21 protein-coding genes and 1 pseudogene are annotated in these 23,162 nt (G+C 43.5%); 4 read left to right on the top strand and 18 right to left on the bottom strand.

The annotated features are described in order from the left end of the window. Positions 1 to 179: 179 nt before the first annotated feature. Positions 180 to 638: an SRPBCC family protein gene (locus BK120_RS26260; RefSeq protein WP_076270468.1), complete on the bottom strand. Its 459-nt coding sequence runs from the start codon at positions 636 to 638 to the stop codon at positions 180 to 182. 50 nt (positions 639 to 688) lie between these two features. Next, on the bottom strand, positions 689 to 1,264 hold the full coding sequence (locus BK120_RS26255) for a TetR/AcrR family transcriptional regulator (RefSeq protein ID WP_256711031.1): 576 nt from the start codon (positions 1,262 to 1,264) through the stop codon (positions 689 to 691). Positions 1,265 to 1,591: 327 nt separating this feature from the next. Here BK120_RS26255 and BK120_RS26250 point away from each other — a divergent pair, with 327 nt between their 5' ends. Further along, a complete protein-coding gene (locus BK120_RS26250; RefSeq protein WP_076270466.1) occupies positions 1,592 to 2,113 on the top strand; it encodes a pyridoxamine 5'-phosphate oxidase family protein in 522 nt (173 codons plus the stop codon). Between the two features lie 76 nt (positions 2,114 to 2,189). Continuing rightward, complete coding sequence (locus BK120_RS26245) at positions 2,190 to 2,930, top strand: YggS family pyridoxal phosphate-dependent enzyme (RefSeq protein WP_076270465.1); 741 nt, start codon at positions 2,190 to 2,192, stop codon at positions 2,928 to 2,930. A 96-nt stretch (positions 2,931 to 3,026) separates the two neighbouring features. Here the strand turns inward: BK120_RS26245 and pdxR are convergent, their stop codons facing one another. From pdxR to BK120_RS26225, 4 genes are all read right to left on the bottom strand, one after another. After that, positions 3,027 to 4,457, bottom strand: coding sequence for a MocR-like pyridoxine biosynthesis transcription factor PdxR (pdxR, locus tag BK120_RS26240; protein WP_076270464.1), 1,431 nt, complete (start codon positions 4,455 to 4,457; stop codon positions 3,027 to 3,029). Between the two features lie 174 nt (positions 4,458 to 4,631). Then, positions 4,632 to 5,642 (bottom strand): FecCD family ABC transporter permease, encoded by a 1,011-nt coding sequence (locus BK120_RS26235; RefSeq protein ID WP_076270463.1) that lies wholly within the window; start codon positions 5,640 to 5,642, stop codon positions 4,632 to 4,634. Further along, positions 5,635 to 6,645 carry a FecCD family ABC transporter permease gene (locus BK120_RS26230; protein ID WP_076270462.1) on the bottom strand — a complete coding sequence of 337 codons (1,011 nt, stop codon included), beginning with the start codon at positions 6,643 to 6,645 and terminating at the stop codon, positions 5,635 to 5,637. Before BK120_RS26230 ends, BK120_RS26235 begins: the two co-directional genes overlap by 8 nt. 38 nt (positions 6,646 to 6,683) lie before the next feature. Further along, positions 6,684 to 7,652 carry an ABC transporter substrate-binding protein gene (locus tag BK120_RS26225; protein WP_144376868.1) on the bottom strand — a complete coding sequence of 323 codons (969 nt, stop codon included), beginning with the start codon at positions 7,650 to 7,652 and terminating at the stop codon, positions 6,684 to 6,686. Between the two features lie 192 nt (positions 7,653 to 7,844). On the opposite strand from BK120_RS26225, the gene BK120_RS26220 reads away from it, so the two are divergent. Continuing rightward, positions 7,845 to 8,447 carry a TetR/AcrR family transcriptional regulator gene (locus tag BK120_RS26220; RefSeq protein ID WP_076270461.1) on the top strand — a complete coding sequence of 201 codons (603 nt, stop codon included), beginning with the start codon at positions 7,845 to 7,847 and terminating at the stop codon, positions 8,445 to 8,447. Between the two features lie 181 nt (positions 8,448 to 8,628). On the opposite strand, the gene BK120_RS26215 is transcribed toward BK120_RS26220, so the two are convergent. Further along, positions 8,629 to 9,063, bottom strand: a complete 435-nt coding sequence (locus BK120_RS26215) for an Lrp/AsnC family transcriptional regulator (RefSeq protein ID WP_076270460.1) — start codon at positions 9,061 to 9,063, stop codon at positions 8,629 to 8,631. Positions 9,064 to 9,210: 147 nt separating this feature from the next. On the opposite strand from BK120_RS26215, the gene BK120_RS26210 reads away from it, so the two are divergent. Continuing rightward, the gene (locus tag BK120_RS26210; protein WP_076270459.1) at positions 9,211 to 10,191 is read left to right on the top strand and encodes an oxidoreductase; all 981 of its coding nucleotides are present in this window, start codon (positions 9,211 to 9,213) and stop codon (positions 10,189 to 10,191) included. 84 nt (positions 10,192 to 10,275) lie between these two features. Here the strand turns inward: BK120_RS26210 and BK120_RS26205 are convergent, their stop codons facing one another. The 11 genes and pseudogenes from BK120_RS26205 to BK120_RS26155 all read right to left on the bottom strand — a co-directional run bounded on the left by BK120_RS26205 (position 10,276) and on the right by BK120_RS26155 (position 23,112). Further along, positions 10,276 to 11,646 (bottom strand): ABC transporter substrate-binding protein, encoded by a 1,371-nt coding sequence (locus BK120_RS26205; protein ID WP_076270458.1) that lies wholly within the window; start codon positions 11,644 to 11,646, stop codon positions 10,276 to 10,278. After that, on the bottom strand, positions 11,636 to 13,018 hold the full coding sequence (locus tag BK120_RS26200) for an ABC transporter permease (RefSeq protein WP_076270457.1): 1,383 nt from the start codon (positions 13,016 to 13,018) through the stop codon (positions 11,636 to 11,638). Before BK120_RS26200 ends, BK120_RS26205 begins: the two co-directional genes overlap by 11 nt. Continuing rightward, complete coding sequence (locus BK120_RS26195; RefSeq protein ID WP_076270456.1) at positions 13,015 to 14,187, bottom strand: efflux RND transporter periplasmic adaptor subunit; 1,173 nt, start codon at positions 14,185 to 14,187, stop codon at positions 13,015 to 13,017. The genes BK120_RS26200 and BK120_RS26195 overlap by 4 nt, the downstream gene beginning before the upstream one ends. 16 nt (positions 14,188 to 14,203) lie before the next feature. Continuing rightward, positions 14,204 to 15,136 carry a carbohydrate ABC transporter permease gene (locus BK120_RS26190; protein WP_083682476.1) on the bottom strand — a complete coding sequence of 311 codons (933 nt, stop codon included), beginning with the start codon at positions 15,134 to 15,136 and terminating at the stop codon, positions 14,204 to 14,206. A 39-nt stretch (positions 15,137 to 15,175) separates the two neighbouring features. Next, positions 15,176 to 16,075, bottom strand: a complete 900-nt coding sequence (locus BK120_RS26185; protein ID WP_083682475.1) for a carbohydrate ABC transporter permease — start codon at positions 16,073 to 16,075, stop codon at positions 15,176 to 15,178. Further along, positions 16,047 to 17,540 carry a HAMP domain-containing sensor histidine kinase gene (locus tag BK120_RS26180; protein ID WP_179089899.1) on the bottom strand — a complete coding sequence of 498 codons (1,494 nt, stop codon included), beginning with the start codon at positions 17,538 to 17,540 and terminating at the stop codon, positions 16,047 to 16,049. The genes BK120_RS26185 and BK120_RS26180 overlap by 29 nt, the downstream gene beginning before the upstream one ends. A gap of 11 nt (positions 17,541 to 17,551) precedes the next feature. Beyond that, positions 17,552 to 18,200 (bottom strand): annotated as a pseudogene (locus BK120_RS26175) (response regulator transcription factor). A 375-nt stretch (positions 18,201 to 18,575) separates the two neighbouring features. Then, positions 18,576 to 19,025, bottom strand: coding sequence for a DUF1569 domain-containing protein (locus BK120_RS26170; RefSeq protein ID WP_076270454.1), 450 nt, complete (start codon positions 19,023 to 19,025; stop codon positions 18,576 to 18,578). Positions 19,026 to 19,375: 350 nt separating this feature from the next. Next, positions 19,376 to 21,277 carry a glycoside hydrolase family 127 protein gene (locus BK120_RS26165; protein ID WP_179089898.1) on the bottom strand — a complete coding sequence of 634 codons (1,902 nt, stop codon included), beginning with the start codon at positions 21,275 to 21,277 and terminating at the stop codon, positions 19,376 to 19,378. 45 nt (positions 21,278 to 21,322) lie between these two features. Continuing rightward, a complete protein-coding gene (locus BK120_RS26160) occupies positions 21,323 to 22,192 on the bottom strand; it encodes a carbohydrate ABC transporter permease (protein ID WP_076270453.1) in 870 nt (289 codons plus the stop codon). After that, on the bottom strand, positions 22,189 to 23,112 hold the full coding sequence (locus BK120_RS26155) for a carbohydrate ABC transporter permease (RefSeq protein ID WP_076270452.1): 924 nt from the start codon (positions 23,110 to 23,112) through the stop codon (positions 22,189 to 22,191). The genes BK120_RS26160 and BK120_RS26155 overlap by 4 nt, the downstream gene beginning before the upstream one ends. Positions 23,113 to 23,162: the final 50 nt, after the last annotated feature.

The raw sequence follows: 23,162 nt of genomic DNA, 5'->3' as shown, positions 1-23,162 counted from the left end.
GCTCGATCATTGGATCCCCTTGCAAGGCCCCGCCAAACAACAAATAAACCACTTCAGATGAAGTAGTTTATTTGTTGTTTGTGAAGTTTATTTGGAGCCTAACCTCTGACCTCATCGCGCAGCAAGCTTTCCAAATGGTTTACTCGAAGATTGATATGACTGGGCTTATTCATATTTATTTATCTCCTTTCATCATTTACGGGATCACTTGTCTTAAGTCTAATGGCCATCAATACATCTTCCCAATAAAGCTTCATTTGTTCACGCGTATTCGGATGATCCAGATTCTCTTGATGGAAACTGATCGTTGTTTTGTCAGGGTTATCGGATAGCAGCCGGATTTGCAGCGTCGATGGTTTCTCCCATTCGTTCTTCTCCCACTTTAACCGAAGCTGCTGAAACGGTTTTACAACCCTGAATTCACCAGAAATACCTTCAGGAGTCGTAAAAGTCTCTCCCTTGTGCAAGTTTAAGAAAGATAGGCTGCCGAGCCATAATTTCAGCCCTTCGGTAGAGGTAAGAAACGCCCATGCCTCTTCTCGCGAAATCGGAAACGTTCTCCGAACACCAACTTGATAACCCACCGATGCCGTTTGACCAACTATTTTTCCTGATACGGCATATTGTTTATTGCTCATTACAACACCTCCCAAATGGTTGTAGGTACTCACTAACTAATGCTTAAAAACTACGGAGTCAGAGCTCTAACAAACAATTCAATGCTCGATTGCATAAAATTTTGTTGGGTCACCTTAGTGATGGATGACGCACCAAATAGCTGTGTTATGAAAGCTCCATAATTCATCCACATGAAGGTAATCGCCTGTGTTTCCGCATCGGTTGCAATCAGTTTGTTCTTTTCCTGCATGTCTGCAAAATAATTCGTCAATAGCTCCAATAGTTTCCGCGGATGCTTCTGCGCCTTCTCACGAATCTCGGCGAGCTCGTTGTCGCTCAAAACAATAAGAAACAGTTTACGGTTTCGATCCATGATCTCATGATACATTTGGCTTATCATGAGCAAATCCGCTCTCAAATCCCAAATTACTTTTTCATGAAAAATCTTAGTCATTTCAATCGAATAATGATAATGATCGACTGCTTTGTCCAATAGATTTTGCTTGCTTCCAAAATTGCGGAACAAGGTCATCTCGCTGACGCCCGCCGCTGCAGCTATCTCTTTCGTTGATACGCCTTTGTAGCCTTTCTCAGCCATTAAATCGATTGCTGCCAGCATCAGCTTGCTTTTATTGTCGGTGGTCATCCTGTTCTCCAAATCCTCATTTATTTTAGTAGATCCTAGATGTTTATAGTTAGTACTCACTAACATAATTTCTTTTAGAATATCGTTAACTTTTAGAAATGTCAACAGGCTCGTTGAATCTTGATTTAATCGCTGATGAAGCCAACTCGGCGAAAAGTTATTGCGATAGATTCAGACGCATTGTTCCTCCGAGTGGCAATGCTATAGAAATTTCCAAACCACCAAATAATTATGGATTGCTCGATAAACGCATTTTTGGATCTACTTACTCACTCCAATAACTGATATGCTAGCGAAAATAAATCAGTATTGAAGGAGTGGTTGAGAATGGATATGGTTCGTTACAAGATTAGAGAGGTGCTCGATAGCAACAAAATTGAAGCTTTCCTGAGCAAAGCGCGAATTGGCCATCTAGGCATGGTTGATGGTCTGCTGCCCTATGTTGTTCCGCTCAACTTTGTTTGGGCAAATGAGAAGCTTTATTTTCATGGTGCCGCAGGCGGGAGACGCAATCAGGTCATGAGTGTAAACCCTGAGGTTTGTTTTACGGTTTGTGAAGAATATGGAACCATTACTGATCCAGTACCGGCTAAGACGGACACAGCTTATATGAGTGTCATGATTTTCGGCAAGGCCGAGCTCATCGTTGATCTGGATGAAGCTACATATATGTTGCAGGAAATGCTCAACAAATATGTGCCTGGTTATTATAACCGCCCATTGTCCAAACAGCATGTAGATAAATACAGGTCTGCTGTTTTCAATACATCTGTTCAGGTGTACCGAATTGATCCTCATCAAATAACAGCAAAAGAAAATCCGATTGAAGCAGAAAAAATGTACAAGTAAAAAAGTCTAATGGATGACTATACAGAAAAAACATTGCGCATAGTCTGTGCGTTTCCAGAAAGAAGGCTGAACGAACATGGTCCATTTCATTGAACAAAATCTAAGATCCGTAAGGGATCAGATGGAATTGGCTTGCCAGTACTCAGGACGCAAGAAAGATGAAGTGAAGCTTTTGTTAGCGACAAAAACGGTTCAGCTTGAAAAGTTGCGCATTGCCATACAAGCGGGTGAGGTATTTTTTGGCGAAAATAAAGCTCAAGAACTTCGCGAGAAATTCCCGCTAATGCAGCAGTACAACCAAGTAGAATGGCATTTTATCGGACATCTGCAAACGAATAAAGTGAAGGATGTTGTTAAGTATGTCACCCTTATTCATTCTGTGGATCGTTTGAAGCTCGGAAAAGCCTTGCATCAGCAGCTCCTTAAAGAAAACAAAACTTTGGATATCTTGGTACAAGTCAATACATCATTTGAAGAAAGCAAATTCGGTGTTTTACCGGAATCTGCACTGGAGTTGGTTCAACAATTGTCTCATTTTGAAACCTTAAATGTTAAAGGCTTGATGACTATTGGAAAACTGAATGCTACAAATGACGAGACAAGGCGTTGCTTCCGCTTATTAAAACAAATTCAATCACAGATTATAGAGAAGGAGCTGCCTAGGGTAACAATGGATATTCTCTCGATGGGCATGTCTGGGGATTTCAAGGTTGCTATTGAAGAAGGGGCAACCATTATAAGAGTAGGGACAAGCGTATTTGGCAAGCGATATTTACCGGATGAGTATTACTGGGATGAAACCGCACAAAACATTTAGAATGAGTAGAATAGAACAAGCTCAGCAGAAATAGTAGGAAACATGATCATAAATACAGAGACAGATCGACTCACCCAAGAGACGGAGATGTTCGAATTATAGCAGCATCTCCGCAAGACGATAAATCCCTTCTTTTATTGCTGACTCATCTACTTTAGCAAAACCAAGCACCCACCCTTTTCGATTACTTTCCAAACAATAATGGCTAAGCGGATAAACACGTACTCCCTTTTCTAGCGCTTGGTTCGTAAAGGCTTGTTCGTTAAACGAGTCTTCCGCTTCTAAAAACATGTGTAATCCCGTTTCTACGCCGCTTAGCTTGAAACGTTCTCCTAAGCCAGATGAGCTAATGGCTTTCGACATCGCTTCATGTCTGCGCCGATATACATTTCTGACCCTTCTCATATGACGCATGAAATACCCATGTTCAATAAAGTGTGTAAGCGTTAATTGCTCCATAATCGGAAGGTGACGATAGGTTAGCTCTTGGACTTGTGCTAGCTGGCGAATGGCTTTTTGGGGTCCAATGATTGCGGATATTCGTATACCAGGAGCAATCATTTTTGAAAAACTCATCATATACAATGTGTTCTGAGATTGCTGGCTAAACAACGTAGGCAACGGGTCGCCACGATACCGAAACTCGCTGTCATAGTCGTCTTCCACAATCCAAAATTGCTGCTGTGCAGCCATATGTAGCAATTGTTGCCTGCGGGGCTCCGACAGGATTACCCCAACTGCACACTGATGTGAAGGCGTAACATAAACAAGCTTTGATTGTGGATGAATGTGGTCTACCTGTAATCCGTAATCATCAACAGGGACAGGAACAACCTTCATCCGCCGATATTTCATGGCCATCCATGCGGCGGGGAACCCGGGATCTTCTACGGAAACCGTTTCTCCTTCATTTAAAAGTGCTTGAGCGATCAAATCAAGGCTATGTTGTGCGCCCGAAGTTAAAATAATTTGATCGATATGCACGTGAATACCTCGCTCGAGTGACAGATAACGCCCAATCTGCTCGCGTAGTGGAGCGAAACCATAAGCGTTGCCATATGTCCAACTGTCCAGGTCCGTTTCTTTCGAGGCTTGCAAAAATGATTGTCTCCAGTTTTTCTGAAAATGTTGATCCAAATACGGCTCATGCGGGCTGAAATCGATCTCAACATTTTGATATTCTTTCCCTCTAAACCAGCTCTGCAAATGACTGACTGCCTCGTTTAATAAAGGTAACTCTGGGGTGATAGGCCCTTGAGGTTTCACATCCTCTGTAAAACTTGTTCTGCTGGTCCAGTCGCTCACCCTTGTTCCGCCGCGCCTTGAAGTAACCGTGTAGCCGCGACTAAATAATTCCTCATAAACAATCTGTATCGTTGATCGAGAAACACCCACTAATAGTGCGAGTTCACGGGAAGGCAGCAGCAACTCGCCTGGCGGCCATTTGCCGGTTGTGATATTATGGATTGCTTGATCAAGCAGTTGTTGCCATATTGGGCGCTTGTCCTCACGGTTAATTTTCAGCATCCCGTTCACCTCTAGTTGTATTCGGATTAATTTATGGATTGCTTAAATTTATTCTAGTAACCATTTAGTAACATTCCATTACTTGAAATACTATCATGCTTCTAGTTGCCCCAGCAATGCAGTTATAAAAAATCCGCTAAGTCAGGAATAGCTGACTCAGCGGACAAGTACGCTCTATTTTAAACTCCGTTTACCCTGCTTATACATCAAATACACAAAAAATGGAGCACCCAATACAGCCGTAAATATCCCCGCCGGTATATCCTTTGGAACAAAGACGGTTCTGCCGATAAGATCAGCCAGCAATAACAACAATGCGCCGATTAACGCCGAAGCAACCAAGACCACATTATTATTATTGCCTACAATTTTACGAGCCAAATGGGGCGCCATTAACCCTATAAAACTAATTCCCCCTGCAATTCCAACAGCTGCACTAGCTAGAATGACACTTAATGCGATGAACAGGAATCTCTTCTTCTCCACCCTCACTCCTACGCCAGTTGCAATCTGATCGCCAACCTCTAATATGTTTAGCGTTCTCGATTGAAAAAAAGCGATAAGGCCGCAAATGATTACCCATGGCGCCAACACGATAACATGATTCCAAGACGTTCCATATACCGTTCCCGCCATCCAGCCTAATGCCTGAGCTACCAAATAGATAGGGCCTGCAATTGTAAAATAAACCGTTAATGCCGCAAACGCGGAGGAAATCGATACGCCAATCATCGCCATTCTGAATGGTGAGCTTCCATTCTTCCAAGCAAGCAAATACGTTAAAGCTGAAGCAACGCAGCCTCCTACCAATCCAGCGAGTGGCAGCCATGCAACACTTATTTGTCCATTCATTATCGTAATGCATGCGACTACCGCCGCCGTAGCTCCAGAAGTTGTCCCCATTAAATCAGGCGAAGCCAGCGGGTTTCTTACCAACGCTTGTAATATCGCACCGGAAATAGCCATGGCTGCACCTACTAAAATAGCAGCAGTTATGCGTGGCAAACGCAATTCAAATAGAATAAACTGATACTTCTGCTCACCCATGCCTAACATCGCTTTTATAACATCCAATATTGAGACATGTAAACTCCCGATCCCGATGCTAAATATAAGCGCAACAACCAAAAGGAGAGCCAGCGCAACAATTTTTAAAGAAACGAATCGTTTGCTAGATTTAGCCAATTGTCTTCCTCCTTACGAGCATAACTACAAAAAAGACACCTAGTATTGCCGTGGTAACACCTACAGGCACTTCTTTGGAATCAAGCAAAAATCGGGATAACAAATCAGCCAGCAATAAAAAAGCAGCACCTAACACTGCACTGTAAGGTAAAACCCACCGATGGTCATTTCCAATTAACCAGCGCGAAATATGTGGAATCATAATGCCAACGAAGCTAATAGGACCAGCCAGAGCGACGCTTCCTCCCGCCAGTATGACCACTATCACTATCGTTATCACTCTAATCCATGCCATACGTTGTCCAAGCCCTGTTGCCACCTCATCCCCCATCGCCATAATATTGAGGGAGCGACACATAAATAGAGCGATCACCCATGCAATAATAAAATAGGGCAACATTTGAACCGTGTGGTTTATATTGCTATTGGAGAGGGAGCCTGTTAGCCAAAACAGCGCGCCTTCCAGTGTTTGATTGCTAATCAGCATTAATAATGAATTCATGGAAGAAGCAAAAGACGCCAAAGCTGATCCTGTTAATATCAGCTTTAATGGCGTCATGCCCTCATTACCTAACATGGCTATTATAAATATGAGACATGCTGTTATTCCCGCACCGATAAAACCAAACCACATCAACTCCGAGAAGGAAAACACGGCACCGTACCAATACAGCATCGCTACTATAGCCAGAGCAGCACCTGCGTTAACTCCTAGTATAGAAGGAGAGGCTAACGGATTTCTTGTCATCGCTTGCAGCAAGACTCCGCTTATTGCAAGGCTGCAGCCTATGACAGCAGCAGTCAATGCACGAGGCACTCTCGATGTTCGTATGATAAGCTGCTCATCGCTGCCAGTAAATGATGAATACGCTCCAATCACTGTGGCAAAATCAAAGCTTTTTAGTCCAAAAAGGACACTTACAGCAGCAGATACGATAAGCAAAAGCAGTGCTGCAACAAGTCCTAGTGCTTTGCTTTTGTCACTGGACAAAAGAGAGTTCATTGCCTTCCTCCCCCTCTTTTATTAAGAAATAATTATTGCTAAGGTTTAATTGTTTCAAAATATTTTTCAATATCTGCAACTAATAGTTTAGCAGCAATAATTCCGCCGGATGAATTCCAGATCGCCTCATCTACTTGATAGCTCTGTCCGTTTTTGTTGACTTTCATATTTTGTGCAATCGGATCAGCAAGCCATTCTTTTGCCGTATCAGAAGCCGTTGTTTCACCACTGCGATCCGACGCGAAATAGAACAATACATCGCCATCTAGAACACTAATTTGTTCTTTTGTAATTTCTTCAGCAAATTCTTCTTTATTTTGTGCTTCCGTTCTCGCAAATCCCAACTGATCTAGCACGACACCTGCAAAGTTTTGCTTATAGTACGTTCTAGCTTTACCCGCTTGGAAACGCGCAAGTGAAACTTCTAGCTTTGTTTTGTCTCCAAGTCTAGCGGAAGCCTCTTCTATCAATTTATTGTAATCAGCAAGAACCTGTTGACCTTTTTCTTCTACATTCAATGCTTTAGCATACAATTCAAAATTTTCGATCATGCTATCACCAAGATTTTCAGTCAAAACGGTAGGTGCGATTGCATTTAATTGATCGTAAATCGCCTCTTGTCTAACCTTCGTACCTAAAATCAAATCAGGCTGCAAATTAGCGATCAACTCGAGATTTGGTTGTGTTTCATCGCCAATAACTTCAATGCCTTCCATTTGATCTTTAATATGATCATACCAAGGATCACCAATCCAGGATTGAACAGCTCCAACCGGTTTGATTCCTAACGCTAGCAATGTCTCCGTACCTTGTGTTGTTAATACAACAATTTTTGCAGGTGTGCCTTTAACTACGGTTTCTCCCATGGCATGGGTAATCGTTCTTGACTCCTCAACCGCCGTTGGTGCTGGTGTTTGAGAATTTGCAGTTTTATCTGAATTAGCTCCATTGCTTCCACAAGCCGATATTATGGTTAGGACGATAATCATAAACGCCGAAACAAGCATTTTATGCGATGATTTAAACAACTTTTCCACAATCTCACTCCTAATTTCAATAATGAATATCATTATCAATTTCTGATGAAAAAAATGCATTTATCACTTGCCCGATGCGCATACGGTTCTGCAAATGTTACAATGGTAACAATAATATACTTGTACCCCCATAGCAATAGATCACTTACGGAAATGGACATAATGAAGGAAGTGTCACAGATAGACAATTTCATCGTAGGACAACAGCAATCCAAAGAATGGATCACCCTGTCTCTGCTTTATCTTATGGAAACTAAAACTTACTCTGATATTAAAATGACCGAGATTTCCAAAAAATCCGGTTTCGCCAGACAAACGATATATCGCAATTACCCAGGCAAGGATGATATTTTGTATGAATATTTATGTCATCAATTTAATCTCTTTGATAAGAGGATCAGCGAGGAGGAGTTGACTGGCGAAGCCGTATTAATTTCATTTTTTCAAATGTGGAAAGAATACATGACCTACCCGCTATTTCTAAATATTCACCAGTCTGATCGCAAAATTAGACAGATCATTTACCGAAGCCTGGAGTACTTTGTTCAAACTATATATGTGAAGTATTTTATGTCATCCGTGCCGTCAACTCATGAACATTATATTTATGTTTTTCGCTCCTTAGCTTCGATCTTGCATGGCTTATTAATGGAATGGACTCTTCAACGCTATAAGCAATCTCCTGAAGAGTTCGGTATGCTTACCTATCAACTAACCGATTCCACACGACAATACTGCATTCAAATTTCTGCCCGTAATGAATAATTTGAAGTGGTTGAATTCAATTTAACAATAGAATTTAGATATAAAGCCTTTCGGAGTTTATTCCGAAAGGCTTATTTATTATTTTTTAATGAAATATCATACACACAAAGATCAAAACAAAAAAACGGCATCGCTGCCGTTTCTGTAGTGAAACTATCTAGGTATTACGTTTCATCCCTAATCACGCATTGTTTGCTACCAAACTTTTATCTTCGAAAGCCGTCGAGAGAACAATTAGCGTCGTTGAAAATCCGAATGGGCTGCACCTATCTAGAAAGTTTGTCATTGATTCTGTTGTTTCGGATAACACCTTCATTAAAAAGTTATACTCTCCGCTTATTCTGTAAAGATCGATAATCTCAGAGGATGATTCGCTGAATGTAATAAAATCATTGCAACAATTCGTTTTAAACAGTACAAAGGCAGTTGTATATAAGCCTAATTTGTGAGGATTAAGCTTCGCACGATAGGCAGTTATCATGCCTTGCTCTTCCAACTTTCGAAGCCTTTCCGTTACAGCTGGCTGCGACATCGCAATCATTCTGCTCATTTCAGAAATCGGAATCCGAGCATTTTCGAACATTAAAGATAAAATTTTGGAGTCGATTTGATCCATTAACGAAATCACCTCATTTTTAAAGGTTGTGAGCTTAGAAGAACTACATAATTTAGGTTTTGGATGCAATCTTCCTTAAGAATACTATGTAAATCATAGTTTTTATGCAATAAAATGTAAACACACATTTGAAAAGGAGAATACGCTATGGCATTTACATTAAATGATCCCCTGCCTCTGAGAGGGTTAACATTAAGAAACCGATTAATTATGGCACCTATGCAGCAGTACATGGGTACTTCCGAAGCTTTTGCCGGAGCTCATCACATTGAGCATTACAGCCAGAGGGCAAAACATGTCGGGCTCGTGATCTTGGAATCCACTGCAATCTCTTCAAATGGGAGGTTGTGGGGAAATGATATCGGAATTTTTACGGATCAGCATGTGGAACCTTTAAAAAAAATTACGGACGCTATCCACACAAACCAAACTCCCGTCTTTATTCAGTTATCGCATGGCGGACGAAAATCTTCACCCGAAGTGACGAAAACATTAGTTGCACCTAGTGCGGTTGCATACGACGATCATTATGGCACACCCGAGTCTTTGACTGTTGCAGGCATTGAGCAAATCGTTGAGGAATATCGTCTTGCGGCCAAACGAAGTATAGCAGCAGGGTTTGACGGCATTGAGATTCATGCAGCACATGGGTTTTTACTCCACCAGTTTTTATCACCACTATCGAATACAAGGCTGGATGCATATGGTGGTACTTCCGAAAACAGAACAAGGTTTCTGAGGGAGGTTCTCTTTGCAATTAGAAGAGAAGTTGGCAATAATTATCCGATTATCATTCGAATTTCTGCAACCGACTATTATGAAGGGGGGCTGACTCCCATAGAGTGGGCACGAATGTTAAAACCGCTCGAATCTGAATTGGATGCAATCCATATCTCTACAGGCGGGAATATCCCCGTGCAGCCTAGTGACGTATACAATGCTTATCAGCTGCCGCATGCGGCTGCGATCAAACAGCATTTCAACATCCCCATTATTGCAGTTGGAAAGATATATACCCGCAGTCTTGCCAATCGTATACTCGAGGATCAACTAGCGGATGGAATCGCGATCGGTCGTCCTCTCTTGGATAATCCAGATTATGCCGAACATTTATTAATACGTCCATGAATGGATCGTCATAATAACCAGTACTGGTATGTCATAAAAAAGGCTGGAAACTGCTCCAAAAAGGAGCTGCGCCCAGCCTTCTTATTACTCCTCCATATAGAGGCTTACTTTGTTTTGAATCGTGTTGGCAACCGTTTCAGCCGATTTTTGCCCGCTAAAGAATGGTACCGTTTCATCGATTAAAATTTTCTTAATTTTTGGATCGAGTCCACTATAACGCTTCAGCTGCGGAAGAAGTTCCTTTGCCGCTTCAATAAATTCAGGGGTCATTTTCATATCTTTGTTTGCTGCCGAAGCATCAATTTGAGCTTGGCTTGCTTTTTTATTCACAGGCAGTCCTTCCAGCTCCGGCGAGGATTGCATCTCCTCCGAAATTAAAAATTGCAGGAACGACCAAGCCTCTGTTTTATTCTCCGACTTATTATTAATAGAAAGCAGCTTGTTCGACTCAAACGACTTTCCATCTTTTGGTTCGCTTGTAGGAGCTTGATAAAGCAGCGGTTTGTCAAAAAACATCGATGCGAAGCTTAGACTTGAATAGGTCATGATTTCAGACAGAGAAAGTGCATCCTTGAGTCCCATCGATTCTCCCATTCTTATCGCCACGCCTTGACCCGTAGGCTGCTCTGGCTCGTTAATGATTTTCTGATCGTAAAAAGACTTCGCTTGGTTAAGCATATCGATAAAGGCTTGATCTTGAAACTTGGCTTTCTTCTCGTTGACATCCAAATATTTGTCCAAATCCTCGCTGACCATTTCAAGGAGCAGCCTATCCGGGCTTAAATAACGCACGACAGGATCTTTAGTGCCGTCATTTGCAAGAGTTTTCATTTTCTCCTCGAACTCATCCCACGTCCATGCTTTTGCCGGATCGAGATCTACCCCAGCGAGCCGTTCCTGATTGCCAAACCAGATGCTCGTCGTTACACCATAAGGCAGGGCATATAAACCTTCGTTATACTTTAAGGCGTCTAAAACATTCATATAATAGTCATCCTGTTTAAAGCCATCTGCTTTGTCCATCAAATCGTTTAAATTGGCCAGAAGACCTTTTTCAGCATATTTGTTATAAGCCAGTGCGTCAACCGCAATAATATCAGAAGCATTGCCGTTCATCAGCTCTGCATTTACAGTCGTCACAAACTTCTCAACCTCAACGGGATCGACCCCTCCACGTGAAGTACGCCCACTGGATTCCGGTACGGTATAAGAGGGCTTGATTTCAATTTTAATATTAGGATTCGCAGCTTCAAATTTCTCTTTGGCCATCTCTAGGAAACGAGTTGACGTTATAACCGAAAGCGTAATTACTTTTTTCTCATTAGAATTTGGTTTATCCGTAGCTACCTGCTCTTTATTTGAAGGACTATTTGAAGAGCCGCATGCCGAGATTACAAGCATGAAAGAAATAAGAGTTAAAATAAGACCTTTTTTACCCATCCTGTTACGTTTCATATCGAACATCCTTTCGTTTGGGGCTATTATAAATAGCAGCGATTATACAAAATCCGAATATAGTAATCCATAGTCCGGGCTGAACCACCTGCGGCATTCCAGCAAGTATTAAGGTGAAATTCGTAAAAGCGTAACTAGTAGCCATGCAATAAAAAAGTGTAGTCATTTGACCTTGCTTCGAAAGTCCGGCGAGCCGCCATTCGCGAATCCCCATAAGAAACAAAGGCAATCCAAGCAGAATTCCCATCACCGTCAACAAGGGTACAAATGAACGAAGTCTTGACTCCATGAGCTGAAATTGAAAGGCTTGCTCAGCGAGTACAGGCTTTTCTCTCCAAAATTCAAACAGCTTCGATTTAAAAAAATGCAAGTCGATCCATCTCTCAGGTATCATTTCAGAAGGAATATAGAAGGAGTACCTTGTGTAGGGCCATAAAATAACCACCATCACGGCAAGACCCATACAAGCTATGGCCCGCGTCCATATGAATCCACTTTCCTGTCTCCAAGCATCACTTGCATAGCCCATTTGCAAAGCTGATCGGAAACGCCAAAAGATAAGAAGCAGCAGCTTTCGCATCAGCAGCAAGCTTAATCCAATAACCAAGAGGCCCGCCAAGGATGGAAGCAAACGCGGCAATTGTTCCATTAACCGCATTTTGTGATCTCCGATTTGGATGGTATAGCCATCAAGCGGTAATTTGTTTGCCTGCAGCACGACTTGCACATCTCGCTCACCGCTCAATATTGCATCAGATGCTTGAAGCTCGATCGTTCCCACTCGCAGCTCTGGCAACAGTTCGCTCAAAACGCCCGCTGGCAGAAGCACCTCCGGCTTTGTGCCGGTTGTCATCCATTCCAGCAAATGATTATCTTTCCGATAGACACCTATAATTTGAAATTTTTTATTCAGTATCGTAATCTCCATGCCAACAACGTCAGTAGAGCCAAAGAGCCGTTCTGCCAAGCCTTCGCTTAATACAACAATATTAGAATCCTCAGACATCGATCGCTTCGTAATCATGCTGCCTTCCGATAGCCATAGCGTTGTAAAATCGGTATAATCCCCGCCGATCCCCGCAATCTGAACAGCTTCCGAGCGCTTCCCTGCCTGCACAGGTACCTCTGCTTGCATTTTATAGGAAGCCTTTCGCTGCCAAGCTTCAATAAGCTTGTTCGCCTCAGCATTCGAAAAACCCGATGCTCCGTCATTTCCTTGCACTGAGTTCACCTGCATGATGATTCTACTCGCACCAACGGAACCGCCCGATTGCTTCCATACCATGATTGCCGCTTCGGAGAACCCGCTGCTGAAGCACATCAGCAAGATGCCGATAGCCGCTAGAAATGTACCAAAGCGTATCGTTCTCACTCCTCTCCACCTGCAATCAACACTCTTTGACCGTCTTTGATCTGTTTATTGCTGGATATGACGATGCGCTCGTTTCCATTGAGGCCATCTTTGATCTGAGCATTTTGATCGTCAGCCTCTTTTACAACCACCTTTGTTTTGCGAATGAAGTATTCCTTGCCGAGCGAACCTTCCCTTTCACCGATGTAGTATACAAACTTCCCCTCCTCATTGCTTTCTCTTAAGGCAGCATTAGGAATGAGAAGTGCTCTCATATCTTCATCGTTATCAGGCTCCTGCTTCCATTCAAATTCCCCATACTCACCTCCTTGAAGTCGTTTATCATTCACAGCAACGCTAATCTCCTTCTTTCCAGTTGGAGGCTGTGAGTTGTCTGATTTTTCTGATTTTTTAGTTTTTATGGCGCTGATTTTCCCTTGAATTACGGAATCATCTAAGCTTGGGATGGTAACATGGATAGCTTGACCAACCTTAAGATACTTTGCTTGTTCTTCGGATACATCAGCTTTGAAGACATATCCTCCTGTTGACTTCTGAATGACGTTAAAAGCCGCAGTACCTGAAGGAATGGTCATCCCAACAGTCGCAAGCACTTCTTCAACCTTACCGTTCACCGTCGAAACGAGCTGTGCGTTTTGTGTGATTTGTTTCTGCAAATCATTTATTTTGCGTTTTTGTGCGTTGAGCGTTAATCTGCTGCTTTCTATATCAAGGGCGATGCTGCCAAGCAGCTTTTCATCACCGCTTTGAATTGCCTCTTTGTAGCTGATTTGCAGTTTTTCCAAATTGATTTGCTGCTGATCATAGCTAAGCTGTTCATTAGCGACCGCTTCCTCAGCAGCCTTCGTATCAAACTCGATCAATACTTGTCCTTTTTTAATTTGATCTCCTACCTCTACCTTGACCTCTTTTACCGGCCATGACGTTTGTACGGCATTTATTTTGACCGTTTCTGCCGATTCAACAGCTCCAGATCCACTCAACTTAAAATTCAATCCGCCAAATGTCGGCATTTTAGCAGTAACCCTTGGTAAAGAATATTGAAGCAATGTATTCGACATCAACGTCAGCACCAGCATCATCAGAATAAAAGCAATGATTAGGCGTCCCGTTGTTTTCCTCATTGATTTGCCGGGAGTGACGGTTTCTTCTGCAGCAGTTGCGGCCATCGTTATGATCTCCTTTCTATCCTTTTATTCCTGACAGCTGGACTCCTTCAACCAGCTCTTTCTCCGCAAACAGCATGAGGAGAATCGCCGGAAGCATATATAAGACCGATGCTGTAAAGGCGATGCCAATATCCGCTTCATTGATATAACTGAGATAAACGGATAACGGCTGCTTGATCGCATCCTTTAAAAAAATTAGCGGCTGCTCCACCATGTTCCAGTTATCGATAAATGCCAGTACCGCCAGTGCCGCCATCCCTGAGCGGCACATCGGAAGCACAATAGTTAACAAGATAGTAAAGTGGCCTGCGCCATCCATACGAGCGGCTTCTACGTAGCTGTAAGGAACAGCCTGCATGAACTGCCGCATCAAGAACACGCCAAAGGCGCTAAATATGCCAGGCAAAATAATCGACAACTCGCTATTTAGTAGTCCCATCCAATTCGCCATAATATAGTTCGGTACAAGCGTTACCTGAAATGGCATCAGCATGACAACGATATAAGCGAAAAACAAAGGTTCTCTCAAGCGAAACCTTAACTGAGAGAATGCATACCCAGCTAAGAGGGAAACAACAAGCTGCCCGGCAACAATCGGTATTGTCAGCTTCATCGAGTTCCAAAAAAGAAATAAAAATTGCGGTTGTCCTAATAAAATGTCATAGTACGCATTCAAAGTTACTTGAAACGGAACCCAGTGCAAGCGAACATACTGGCCTTCAGACAGCAGCCCATCGAGAGAATGGTCTTCCTCATCGGATTGAGGTCCCAAAATCGGCGCGAGCTCTATTTTTATTTCGCTTGGAGACATGAATGAATGGGTGACCGTAATGACGATGGGAAAAACGATAACCAGAACAAGCATCAGCAGCATCAGCGTTAGCAAGCTTTTGTAAATCGCACTTCCAACACTTGCTTTCCGCTCTTGCAAACGCCTTATGATTTCCATCCCTATAACTCTCCTTTCACGAATCTAGTTGTCATGCTGCTAGAGCCAACGACTAAAGCGACGTTCCACCATAAACAGGAACAAAACGAGCATGACGATAACGGTCGCCATCAAAAAAGCGGCCGAAGTCATTTTCTGATAATCAAGCTGTTGAAACATGTTGTTCATAAAATGCTGGAGCATATACAAGCTGGGATGCGGGTATGGGCCAGCCAGCATATACGTTTCTCGAAACACCTTAAACGAATTAATAATCGACATAATAAAGACGAAAAAAGTCGTAGGCGTCAAGTAAACGAGCGTAATAGATCGCCATTGCCGCCATCTTCCCGCGCCATCTATACGCGCAGCTTCGTAATGATCTATTGGGATGTTTTGCAGACCCGCGAGAAACAAAAGCATGTTGTAGCCGACATTTTTCCAGACATAGATCATGATTGCGATGTAGAGTGCTGAGCCGCCCTCCATCCAATCCTTAGGCGCCATCCCCCATGCATCCAGCCAATTGTTCAGAATCCCGTTCATATCGAAAAAGATTTGCCAAATCAGCACAATGGATGCCACAGGAATGACTAGCGGCGATAAAAAGGCAATTCGAAACCATCGTTGACCGAACACCCTTCCATTTAACAAAGAAGCGAGAATGAGCGACAGCAGCATATTTATAGGCACGCATAGAACAGTGAACAAAAACGTGTTCCACATCGCTCTGCGAAACGAATTGTTGCCAAGAAGATCAATGTAATTCCGAATCCCTACAATTTTCCCATCTATCGGTGTATCCACTAGCGAGTAATAAAACCCGATCCCAAACGGCAGGAAGAAAAAAATAGTCACTCCCACTAAGCTCGGGATCAGGAATAAGGCGGCATATGTTCCATCCGATCGGACCATTCTCAAAGCTGAGCGTCTAAGATTGATGATCTTTCCCATCAACATCGGCACCGCCCTCCTCTGGCAGCGTCAACCTAAATGCGACCCCGCTATTTTTATTAACAATCTCGATTTGTGCTCCAATGTTATTTAAAATTTGCTTAACGATCGCAAGACCAAGCCCGAATCTGCCATGTGGTCCCATTTTGAAAGGATCAAATACGTCCTGAAGCAGTGAAGCCTCCATAGGCGGACCGTCATTATAAATTTCAACCGTTAATGCCCGAGCTATGTTGTCAATCTCCGCTGAAATCAAAATTTCGCTGGAAGCATAACGGATTTGGTTGTCGATTATATTTTCAAATACCACCTTCCATTGTTCCTCGTTCCCTGTGATAAACCAATTGGGCATTTCAAAGGACCAATGCAGCTCTGGACGCCGATAGCGCAGCCGCTCTACAACATCTTCCAGTACTGCCCTAATATCCATCGGTTTCATTGCAGATTGGCGGGCAGTGGACCTGATGTACTGCAGTCTGTTCAAGTTCAGCAAGCTGTGGATCTGTTTATCCAATCGCTCTGCTTCCGAGATAATCGTTTCAATACTATTTTCAATCGTTCCCTTCGGATAAAAACCATCCTTAATGGAATGAGCATAGCTATGGATGACCATAACAGGCGTTTTTAATTCATGAGAAGTATTTTGCAAATAAGATTGCTGCGCTTGATCCTGTTGAACGAGCCGCTGGCGCATCGTCTCAAAAGCTTTGGCCAATCGCCCTATTTCATCCTTTCGATCCAAATCGAAGGGCTCATGCCAATCATGCTCCGAGATGCGGTTAATTTGCTTTTCCATAACGGAAAACGGCTTGGACAAATAACGAGCAAGCCACATACAGGGAAGCCAGCTTACAAGCATTAAAGCGATTAACAGCAGGCTGAGATTTCGGAACAATGTCCCGATTTGCTCATTCCGATAGTTGTTTGAGGTATACGAGACTAAGAAGCCTGATTTATTATCCTTCGGCTTTTGGATAATATATAAGATACTCTGTCCACCAATTGTTTCTTCATAAGTCTCCACTGGTTTCGTTTGGCTGGCCGTCTCCTGCTTAAGCTTCTCAACAAAAGATTCTGGTAATTCTGTACTGGCTGCCACAGGAATTAACTGATCCTTATAAAAAAACAAATGTGTAATATCTGCTCCTCTAGGTACGAATGTTGTTGTAGTACGTGCTGGCATCGCCTGATCTCGACTATTCGAGCTAGGACTCGTTTCTAATACTGGCCTTCTAATGATAGGTACTAGAAAGAGTGAAGCCGCTTCGTTATCTTGAGTAGAGATGGTGATGGATAAGGTATCATTCTCCTCGCTTATCGTGAATCCAGCGAATAGCTTTTGCGAATCTTTAATCATTCCATATATTTGCCCGGTAAAAAAACTTCTGAGCATAGAAGGCATTAGCAGCGATACAGCTAAAAATAGACATAACATAACTGTTGCAAATACAGCCCAAATTTTGACTGCCATCGGCCAATGCTTCATAGCTTCACCAGTCTGTAGCCCGAGCCATATACCGTTTCCAGCCGCAGCTCCGGCATTTTTTTGCGCAAGCGCCGAATGAGATCATCGACAACACGCTGTGCCGTAGTAGTCGTCTCCCCAAACCTGCTTCAAAACCTGCTCTCGCTGCATCAGTTGTCCTGTGTGAAGGGCGAAATACATTAACAAATCAAACTCCTTGCTTGTTAAATCTATTTTCCCTTCAAGGCCGCACTTCACGATTCGAGCTTTTCCTTCAATTAAATATGGTTCGATTTCTATGTTTTGAATCGGAGCCAGTTCCTTTTGAAAATTACCATAGACGCGATTGAGCAGCTTCCTTGTACGAATGACCAGTTCACGGGGCAGAAATGGTTTGGCCAAATAATCATCGCTCCCAAGCTCAAGACCAACAATTCGATCCAGATCAGCATCTCTGGCAGAAATAAAGATTATCGGTGTATCGTTATTGTCCTTTTTGATTTCCGTTAACAGCTGATAGCCATCCATGCCAGGGAGCATAATATCAAGAATCCACATATCCGGTTTTTGCTGAATAGACCGCCTTGCTTCCTCACCGTCCGTAAAACTGCTAACCTGCCAGCCTTCCTGTTTTAAGTAATAAGCAAGAATCTGATTCAAGTTCATATCATCCTCAACAAGATAAATCGTGTACATAGCGTGATCTCCTTCATGTTTCTGTGCTTAGTCTAACAAATGATTATCGCCAAATTACCAAAAAATTATGGGAAATTGTATGAAAAAAATAAAATATCTGCGAATCCAAACTTACACGTTAATTCAGATAACCTATATTATTTCAATTAATAAGTTAAAAAGATTCAAACAAGTTACAATTATTTTCCACTGTATACTCGTGTGCGCGGTCTGCCCAATCTTAGGCACAAATAAATAAACCACTTCAGCAGAAGTGGTTTGAATTTATGGTTTGATGGAGACTAGCGGGATCAAGCCGCCGACCTCTTGCAATATGCCCCTAACCTTAACATCACACAGAGAAAACTAAACGCCAAACTGCTTTAAATGATGGTCCAAGTGCTTGTAGATACCGATGCCCCACTGCTCGGAGGTAAGCTTGCCGAAAAAGGGGTGGGGATGAGTCGTGCACCTCTCCGGTCCATTTCGCTGAAATAAGTCGGTTTTTTGTTTCAATAATTCTCTTTCTTTATCGAATTCTCTTTCATCTGTAAATTTAATGGTCGGGATTGTTGACATATTGCGAGGTAATGTCTTGTCATTATACATTATTGGTTTCACGAAGCCTCCAATCACGATCCCAAGCCATCCTCTCTTTGGGAAAGAAACGCCCGAGGCAATGTCCTGGAATGCGGAGCAGTGAGCGAGCATTTGAGCAGCATTCATCTGCCCCCAATGTGGTTCTGAATGACCCTCTAACTTATCGATTCGTGCTAAAATCTCGTTCGTATAGTTTCGATCAAAAATACTTTTCATTCATTGCCGTCCCTTCTCCGTAGATGAGCAGTTCATAGAAACCATATCGTTCAGGAATAATCCATATGAGAATCGGACAAGCGAATCATCCGGCTTTTCAGTCGAGTTTGTCATGATTGCAGGTTACCATAATGACAACCTTCTGTCGATCATCCACCTTCCACTACTTCCGAGTGGTCGAAACGATAGGGGTATTGCACAACACGGAACTCAAGCAGATTACTACTATCATACAAAAAAGACTTCTGCATAGCAGAAGTCTCATTTCGGATTAACAATATTTATGAGAATGCAAGAGGTCATCAGTTCAAGCGCAGAGTCTTCATCCAAAAAGCATTCGTTCGACCTTTTTATTTTTCACGAATCCAAACCGTCATTTCACCCGGCTTCCGATTACCCCAAAATGCGTATGGCACAGCCAAAATCGGGACGCTCTTCTTCTTTCGCGTGACCGGCCTGTACAGGTCATCTTCCCAACAAAAATCTGAACGCAGCCCCTCTCCGTTTAACACGACAATACCGCCTAGAACATCCTCCTTATACACTGCCGTTAATTCAGAATCCTCGGGAAAGCAGATATCCGTAAGGTCCGGGCCGTTGTCCACTTCCTCCATACAATAAACGAGCGGACCGTATTGCAAAGCGATTTTGCCTGCATTCTCGTGCACTTTGGGGTTCGACTCAATGCGCTCAACGATCATTGGGAAATGCAGCTTGATTTCGTCTTTTTCCATCCACGTTCTGCTGATATGCGCATAGCCACTCTTGACGATCGTATCCAGCACTATCAAGTTCCCGTTAACCGTGATGTAAGGGTCTCTGCACCATGAAGGAATCCGGAAAGAAAGCGTGCAGTCGGTCGGCTCATCCGTTTGCAGTCGGATCTGGATATTTCCGTCCCATGGATAATGAGTTTCCGTATGCAATACCAGCTTTCTTCCTTGAACATCGAATGTACTCTCATTGGAAGCATAAAGATGCATAGCGATATCCGCACCGTTTTGCGTAAAGAAGTAAGTGTCCAAAGACGTCAGCAGCCTTGCAATATTAGGCGGACAACAAGCGCAGCCGAACCATGGCACGCGCTCGGTTCTGACGTGCTGCATATCGTAACGGTATTGAGTTACAGCAGGATGAACCTCCAATGGATTGACGTAAAAATAACGTTTGCCATCTAGCGACATCCCGCTCAGCACCCCATTGAATAGAACGCGTTCCAGCACATCCCCGTATCGGCTGTCAGTTTCAATCTGGAGCATTCTAAATGCCCACATGGCAAGTCCGATGGATGCGCATGTTTCAGTGTATGCCGTGTCGTTAGGCAGATCGTAATCAATCGTAAAGCGTTCGGCATGACCTTGCGAGCCAAGCCCTCCCGTTATATACATCCGCTTGGAAGTCACATGAACCCATAGTTTGCGAAGCGCTTCAATCAGCGTTTCATCTCCGTATGCAATCGCGAGATCCGCCATAGCCGAATACAAATACATGGCACGCACAGAATGTCCTTCTGCCGTTTCCTGCTCTCTTACGGGGGTGTGAGCCTGATGGTAATCCAGATCGAACCAGCGATCCTTGGATGGTCCGCCGAACTCAGGCTCCTCCTTCAGGAAACTCGGCTGCTTTCCACGCTCCTCTACGAAGTATCGGCTCAAATGCAAATACCTTTGTTCTTTCGTTGCCTTGAACAGCTTTACGAGCGCGAGCTCAATCTCCTCATGCCCGCAGTACACCTGCATTTTATCCGAATCCGGACCCATAATCCGGTCAATATAATCGGCGTAACGGCACATCATATCCACAAAAGACCGCTTGCCCGTGGACTCGTAATAAGCCACCGCGGCCTCGATCAGATGGCCCGCGCAATAAAGCTCATGCCCGAATGAAAAATCCTTCCAGCGCTTTTCCGGTGCAGCGACTGAATAATAAGTGTTCAAATAGCCGTCTGACTGCTGGGCACGTCCCATCAGATCAACAACCGCATCGATGACGGCTTCGAGCTGCGGATTCGGAAAGTGCCGCAGGCTGTACGCGGCTGCTTCGATCCATTTGGCTACATCACTGTCCTGAAAGACCATTCCGTAGAAAGTTCCTGTCTGTTCTCCTGCCGAGATGCGGAAGTTTTCTACGGCGTGACTTGGCTCCGCGCCTTCGATTTCATCGTTCAGCGCCTTCCATTGATAGGGAATCGTTTCCTGGATAGTTTGCCGAACTCTGGGCTGCCAAAATTGGTCATTAAGCCTCACATTCATTTCGATAATTCTCCTTTCAATGGGACAAAGCGACAATGATCCGAACTAATTTTTCAATCCGGTCATCGTGATTCCCTCTACAAAATACTTTTGACCAATCAGGTAGAAAATGACACCTGGAGCAAAGGATAAGCACGTGGCGGCCATCGTCATCGACCAATCTTGCTTCAATTGACCTCTGAAATTGGTGAGCCCCAACGCTATGGTGAATTTATCGCTCGAATTAATGTAAATCATCTGTTGGAGCAAATCGTTCCACAAGCCGATGAAAATAAACAGTGCGACGACGATCATGGCGGGCTTAATCGCTGGAATAATAATATTGAACAAGATGCGGAAGTATCCGGCTCCGTCAATCGTTGCCGCTTGGTCGAGTTCTCTCGGTATGGAAAGAATAAACTGTCTAATTAAAAAGATATTAAACGCGCCGCCTCCGCAAAAATATGGCAAAATCAATGGCAGATAGCTGTCATGGACCCCCAAACCCCGCGTCCATCCAATGTACAGCGGAATGAGCGTAACCATGGTAGGCAAAAGCATTGAACCGACACATAGAGTCCAGATCAACTGTTTGCCCCGAAACCGCAGCCTCGCAAAGGCATATCCGCACAAGGTGGCCGTAAACGTTCCCGCCAAACAGGAAGGAACGATGATGATCATCGTATTGCCTAGATATTTCCAAAATTTAAAAACCTTCAGCGTATCTTCATAATTGGAAAACAACCAATTTCCCGGCAATAGGGATGGCGGATATTTGTAAATCTCGGGATTGGTCATCAGAGACGTACGAAAAATCCACCAGATCGGAAAGAGCACGATTAAGGCAAATAAAACAACGACTACAAACATAATCACGTTTATCGTTCGTTCACTGCGTTTCTTGCTCTTTAGTCTGACGTACGCTGCTTCACTCAATTGCCATCGCCTCCTTCAGAAAAGATCCACAGATTTGATGTCTTGAACAAAACACCGGTAAACGCGGCAAGGATGGCGAAAATTACAAAGGTTGTCGCGCAAGCATAACCCAGCCTGTAATTGACGAAAGCCTGATCGTACATTAGATAAGTCATGAACCTTGAAGAATTGCCCGGTCCGCCATTGGTCAGAGAAAGGGCCGGCGTTATGACTTGGAGATTAGCGATCAGGCTCATCAACAAGTTGTAAAAGATAATCGGCGTCATGCAAGGCAAGGTGATATGCCAGAAGCGTTTCCATCCGCTTGCGCCATCCATCTCAGCCGCTTCATGATAGACGCTCGGAACGTTCTGAAGCCCGGCCAAAAAAATAACGATCAAGTTCCCCGATAACCAGACCGCAATCAAAGAAAGCGAAGGAACTACCCATCTGGAATCCGCAATAAAGAGAATTTTGCTGAGCCCGATTTCGGAGAGGAGAAAGTTGAAGAAACCGAAATTCGCCTCGTAAAGCCAAGACCATCCTACGTATATAGCTGCAGCCGGCAAAACGAACGGCACATAAAATACGGCTCTGAAAAAACCTCTTGCGGGAATTTTACGATTCAACAACATCGCGATGAAAAACGAATAAATCATGCTTCCGGCTACGGATAATACGGCGAAGTAGATCGTTGCGATAATCGAATCTTTAATGTACGGATCGGTGGTAAACAGCTTGATATAATTATTGAGGCCAACAAATTCGGGTTTGGCTAACCCTGTCCAATTCGTCATGCTGATTCCGAGCACCCCCAGAAGAGGCAGGTAGGTCAGGAAGATCAGTCCGAGGAAGGCCGGAATCAAGCAAATATAAGCAACTCTTGCCTCGCTTGAGTAAAAGCGAGAACGACGCTTCAGCGGTTTGTTAATCGGTTCCATATCTCGCTCCCCACCTCATGTTTGAAGGAAGACCGCCACTTGCAATATAT

Origin of the sequence: Paenibacillus sp. FSL A5-0031, assembly GCF_001956295.1 — a bacterium.
Lineage (GTDB): Bacteria > Bacillota > Bacilli > Paenibacillales > Paenibacillaceae > Pristimantibacillus.
This window is presented reverse-complemented; position numbering and strand designations above follow the sequence as displayed.

Excerpts from the sequence above, each read along its gene's own strand:
- BK120_RS26260 (WP_076270468.1), bottom strand. The coding sequence starts at position 638 with ATGAGCAATAAACAATATGCCGTATCAGGAAAAATAGTTGGTCAAACG.
- BK120_RS26255 (WP_256711031.1), bottom strand. The coding sequence starts at position 1,264 with ATGACCACCGACAATAAAAGCAAGCTGATGCTGGCAGCAATCGATTTA.
- BK120_RS26250 (WP_076270466.1), top strand. The coding sequence starts at position 1,592 with ATGGATATGGTTCGTTACAAGATTAGAGAGGTGCTCGATAGCAACAAA.
- BK120_RS26245 (WP_076270465.1), top strand. The coding sequence starts at position 2,190 with ATGGTCCATTTCATTGAACAAAATCTAAGATCCGTAAGGGATCAGATG.
- pdxR (WP_076270464.1), bottom strand. The coding sequence starts at position 4,457 with ATGCTGAAAATTAACCGTGAGGACAAGCGCCCAATATGGCAACAACTG.
- BK120_RS26230 (WP_076270462.1), bottom strand. The coding sequence starts at position 6,645 with ATGAACTCTCTTTTGTCCAGTGACAAAAGCAAAGCACTAGGACTTGTT.
- BK120_RS26225 (WP_144376868.1), bottom strand. The coding sequence starts at position 7,652 with ATGCTTGTTTCGGCGTTTATGATTATCGTCCTAACCATAATATCGGCT.
- BK120_RS26220 (WP_076270461.1), top strand. The coding sequence starts at position 7,845 with ATGAAGGAAGTGTCACAGATAGACAATTTCATCGTAGGACAACAGCAA.
- BK120_RS26215 (WP_076270460.1), bottom strand. The coding sequence starts at position 9,063 with ATGGATCAAATCGACTCCAAAATTTTATCTTTAATGTTCGAAAATGCT.
- BK120_RS26210 (WP_076270459.1), top strand. The coding sequence starts at position 9,211 with ATGGCATTTACATTAAATGATCCCCTGCCTCTGAGAGGGTTAACATTA.
- BK120_RS26205 (WP_076270458.1), bottom strand. The coding sequence starts at position 11,646 with ATGAAACGTAACAGGATGGGTAAAAAAGGTCTTATTTTAACTCTTATT.
- BK120_RS26195 (WP_076270456.1), bottom strand. The coding sequence starts at position 14,187 with ATGGCCGCAACTGCTGCAGAAGAAACCGTCACTCCCGGCAAATCAATG.
- BK120_RS26190 (WP_083682476.1), bottom strand. The coding sequence starts at position 15,136 with ATGGAAATCATAAGGCGTTTGCAAGAGCGGAAAGCAAGTGTTGGAAGT.
- BK120_RS26185 (WP_083682475.1), bottom strand. The coding sequence starts at position 16,075 with ATGTTGATGGGAAAGATCATCAATCTTAGACGCTCAGCTTTGAGAATG.
- BK120_RS26180 (WP_179089899.1), bottom strand. The coding sequence starts at position 17,540 with ATGGCAGTCAAAATTTGGGCTGTATTTGCAACAGTTATGTTATGTCTA.
- BK120_RS26170 (WP_076270454.1), bottom strand. The coding sequence starts at position 19,025 with ATGAAAAGTATTTTTGATCGAAACTATACGAACGAGATTTTAGCACGA.
- BK120_RS26165 (WP_179089898.1), bottom strand. The coding sequence starts at position 21,277 with ATGAATGTGAGGCTTAATGACCAATTTTGGCAGCCCAGAGTTCGGCAA.
- BK120_RS26155 (WP_076270452.1), bottom strand. The coding sequence starts at position 23,112 with ATGGAACCGATTAACAAACCGCTGAAGCGTCGTTCTCGCTTTTACTCA.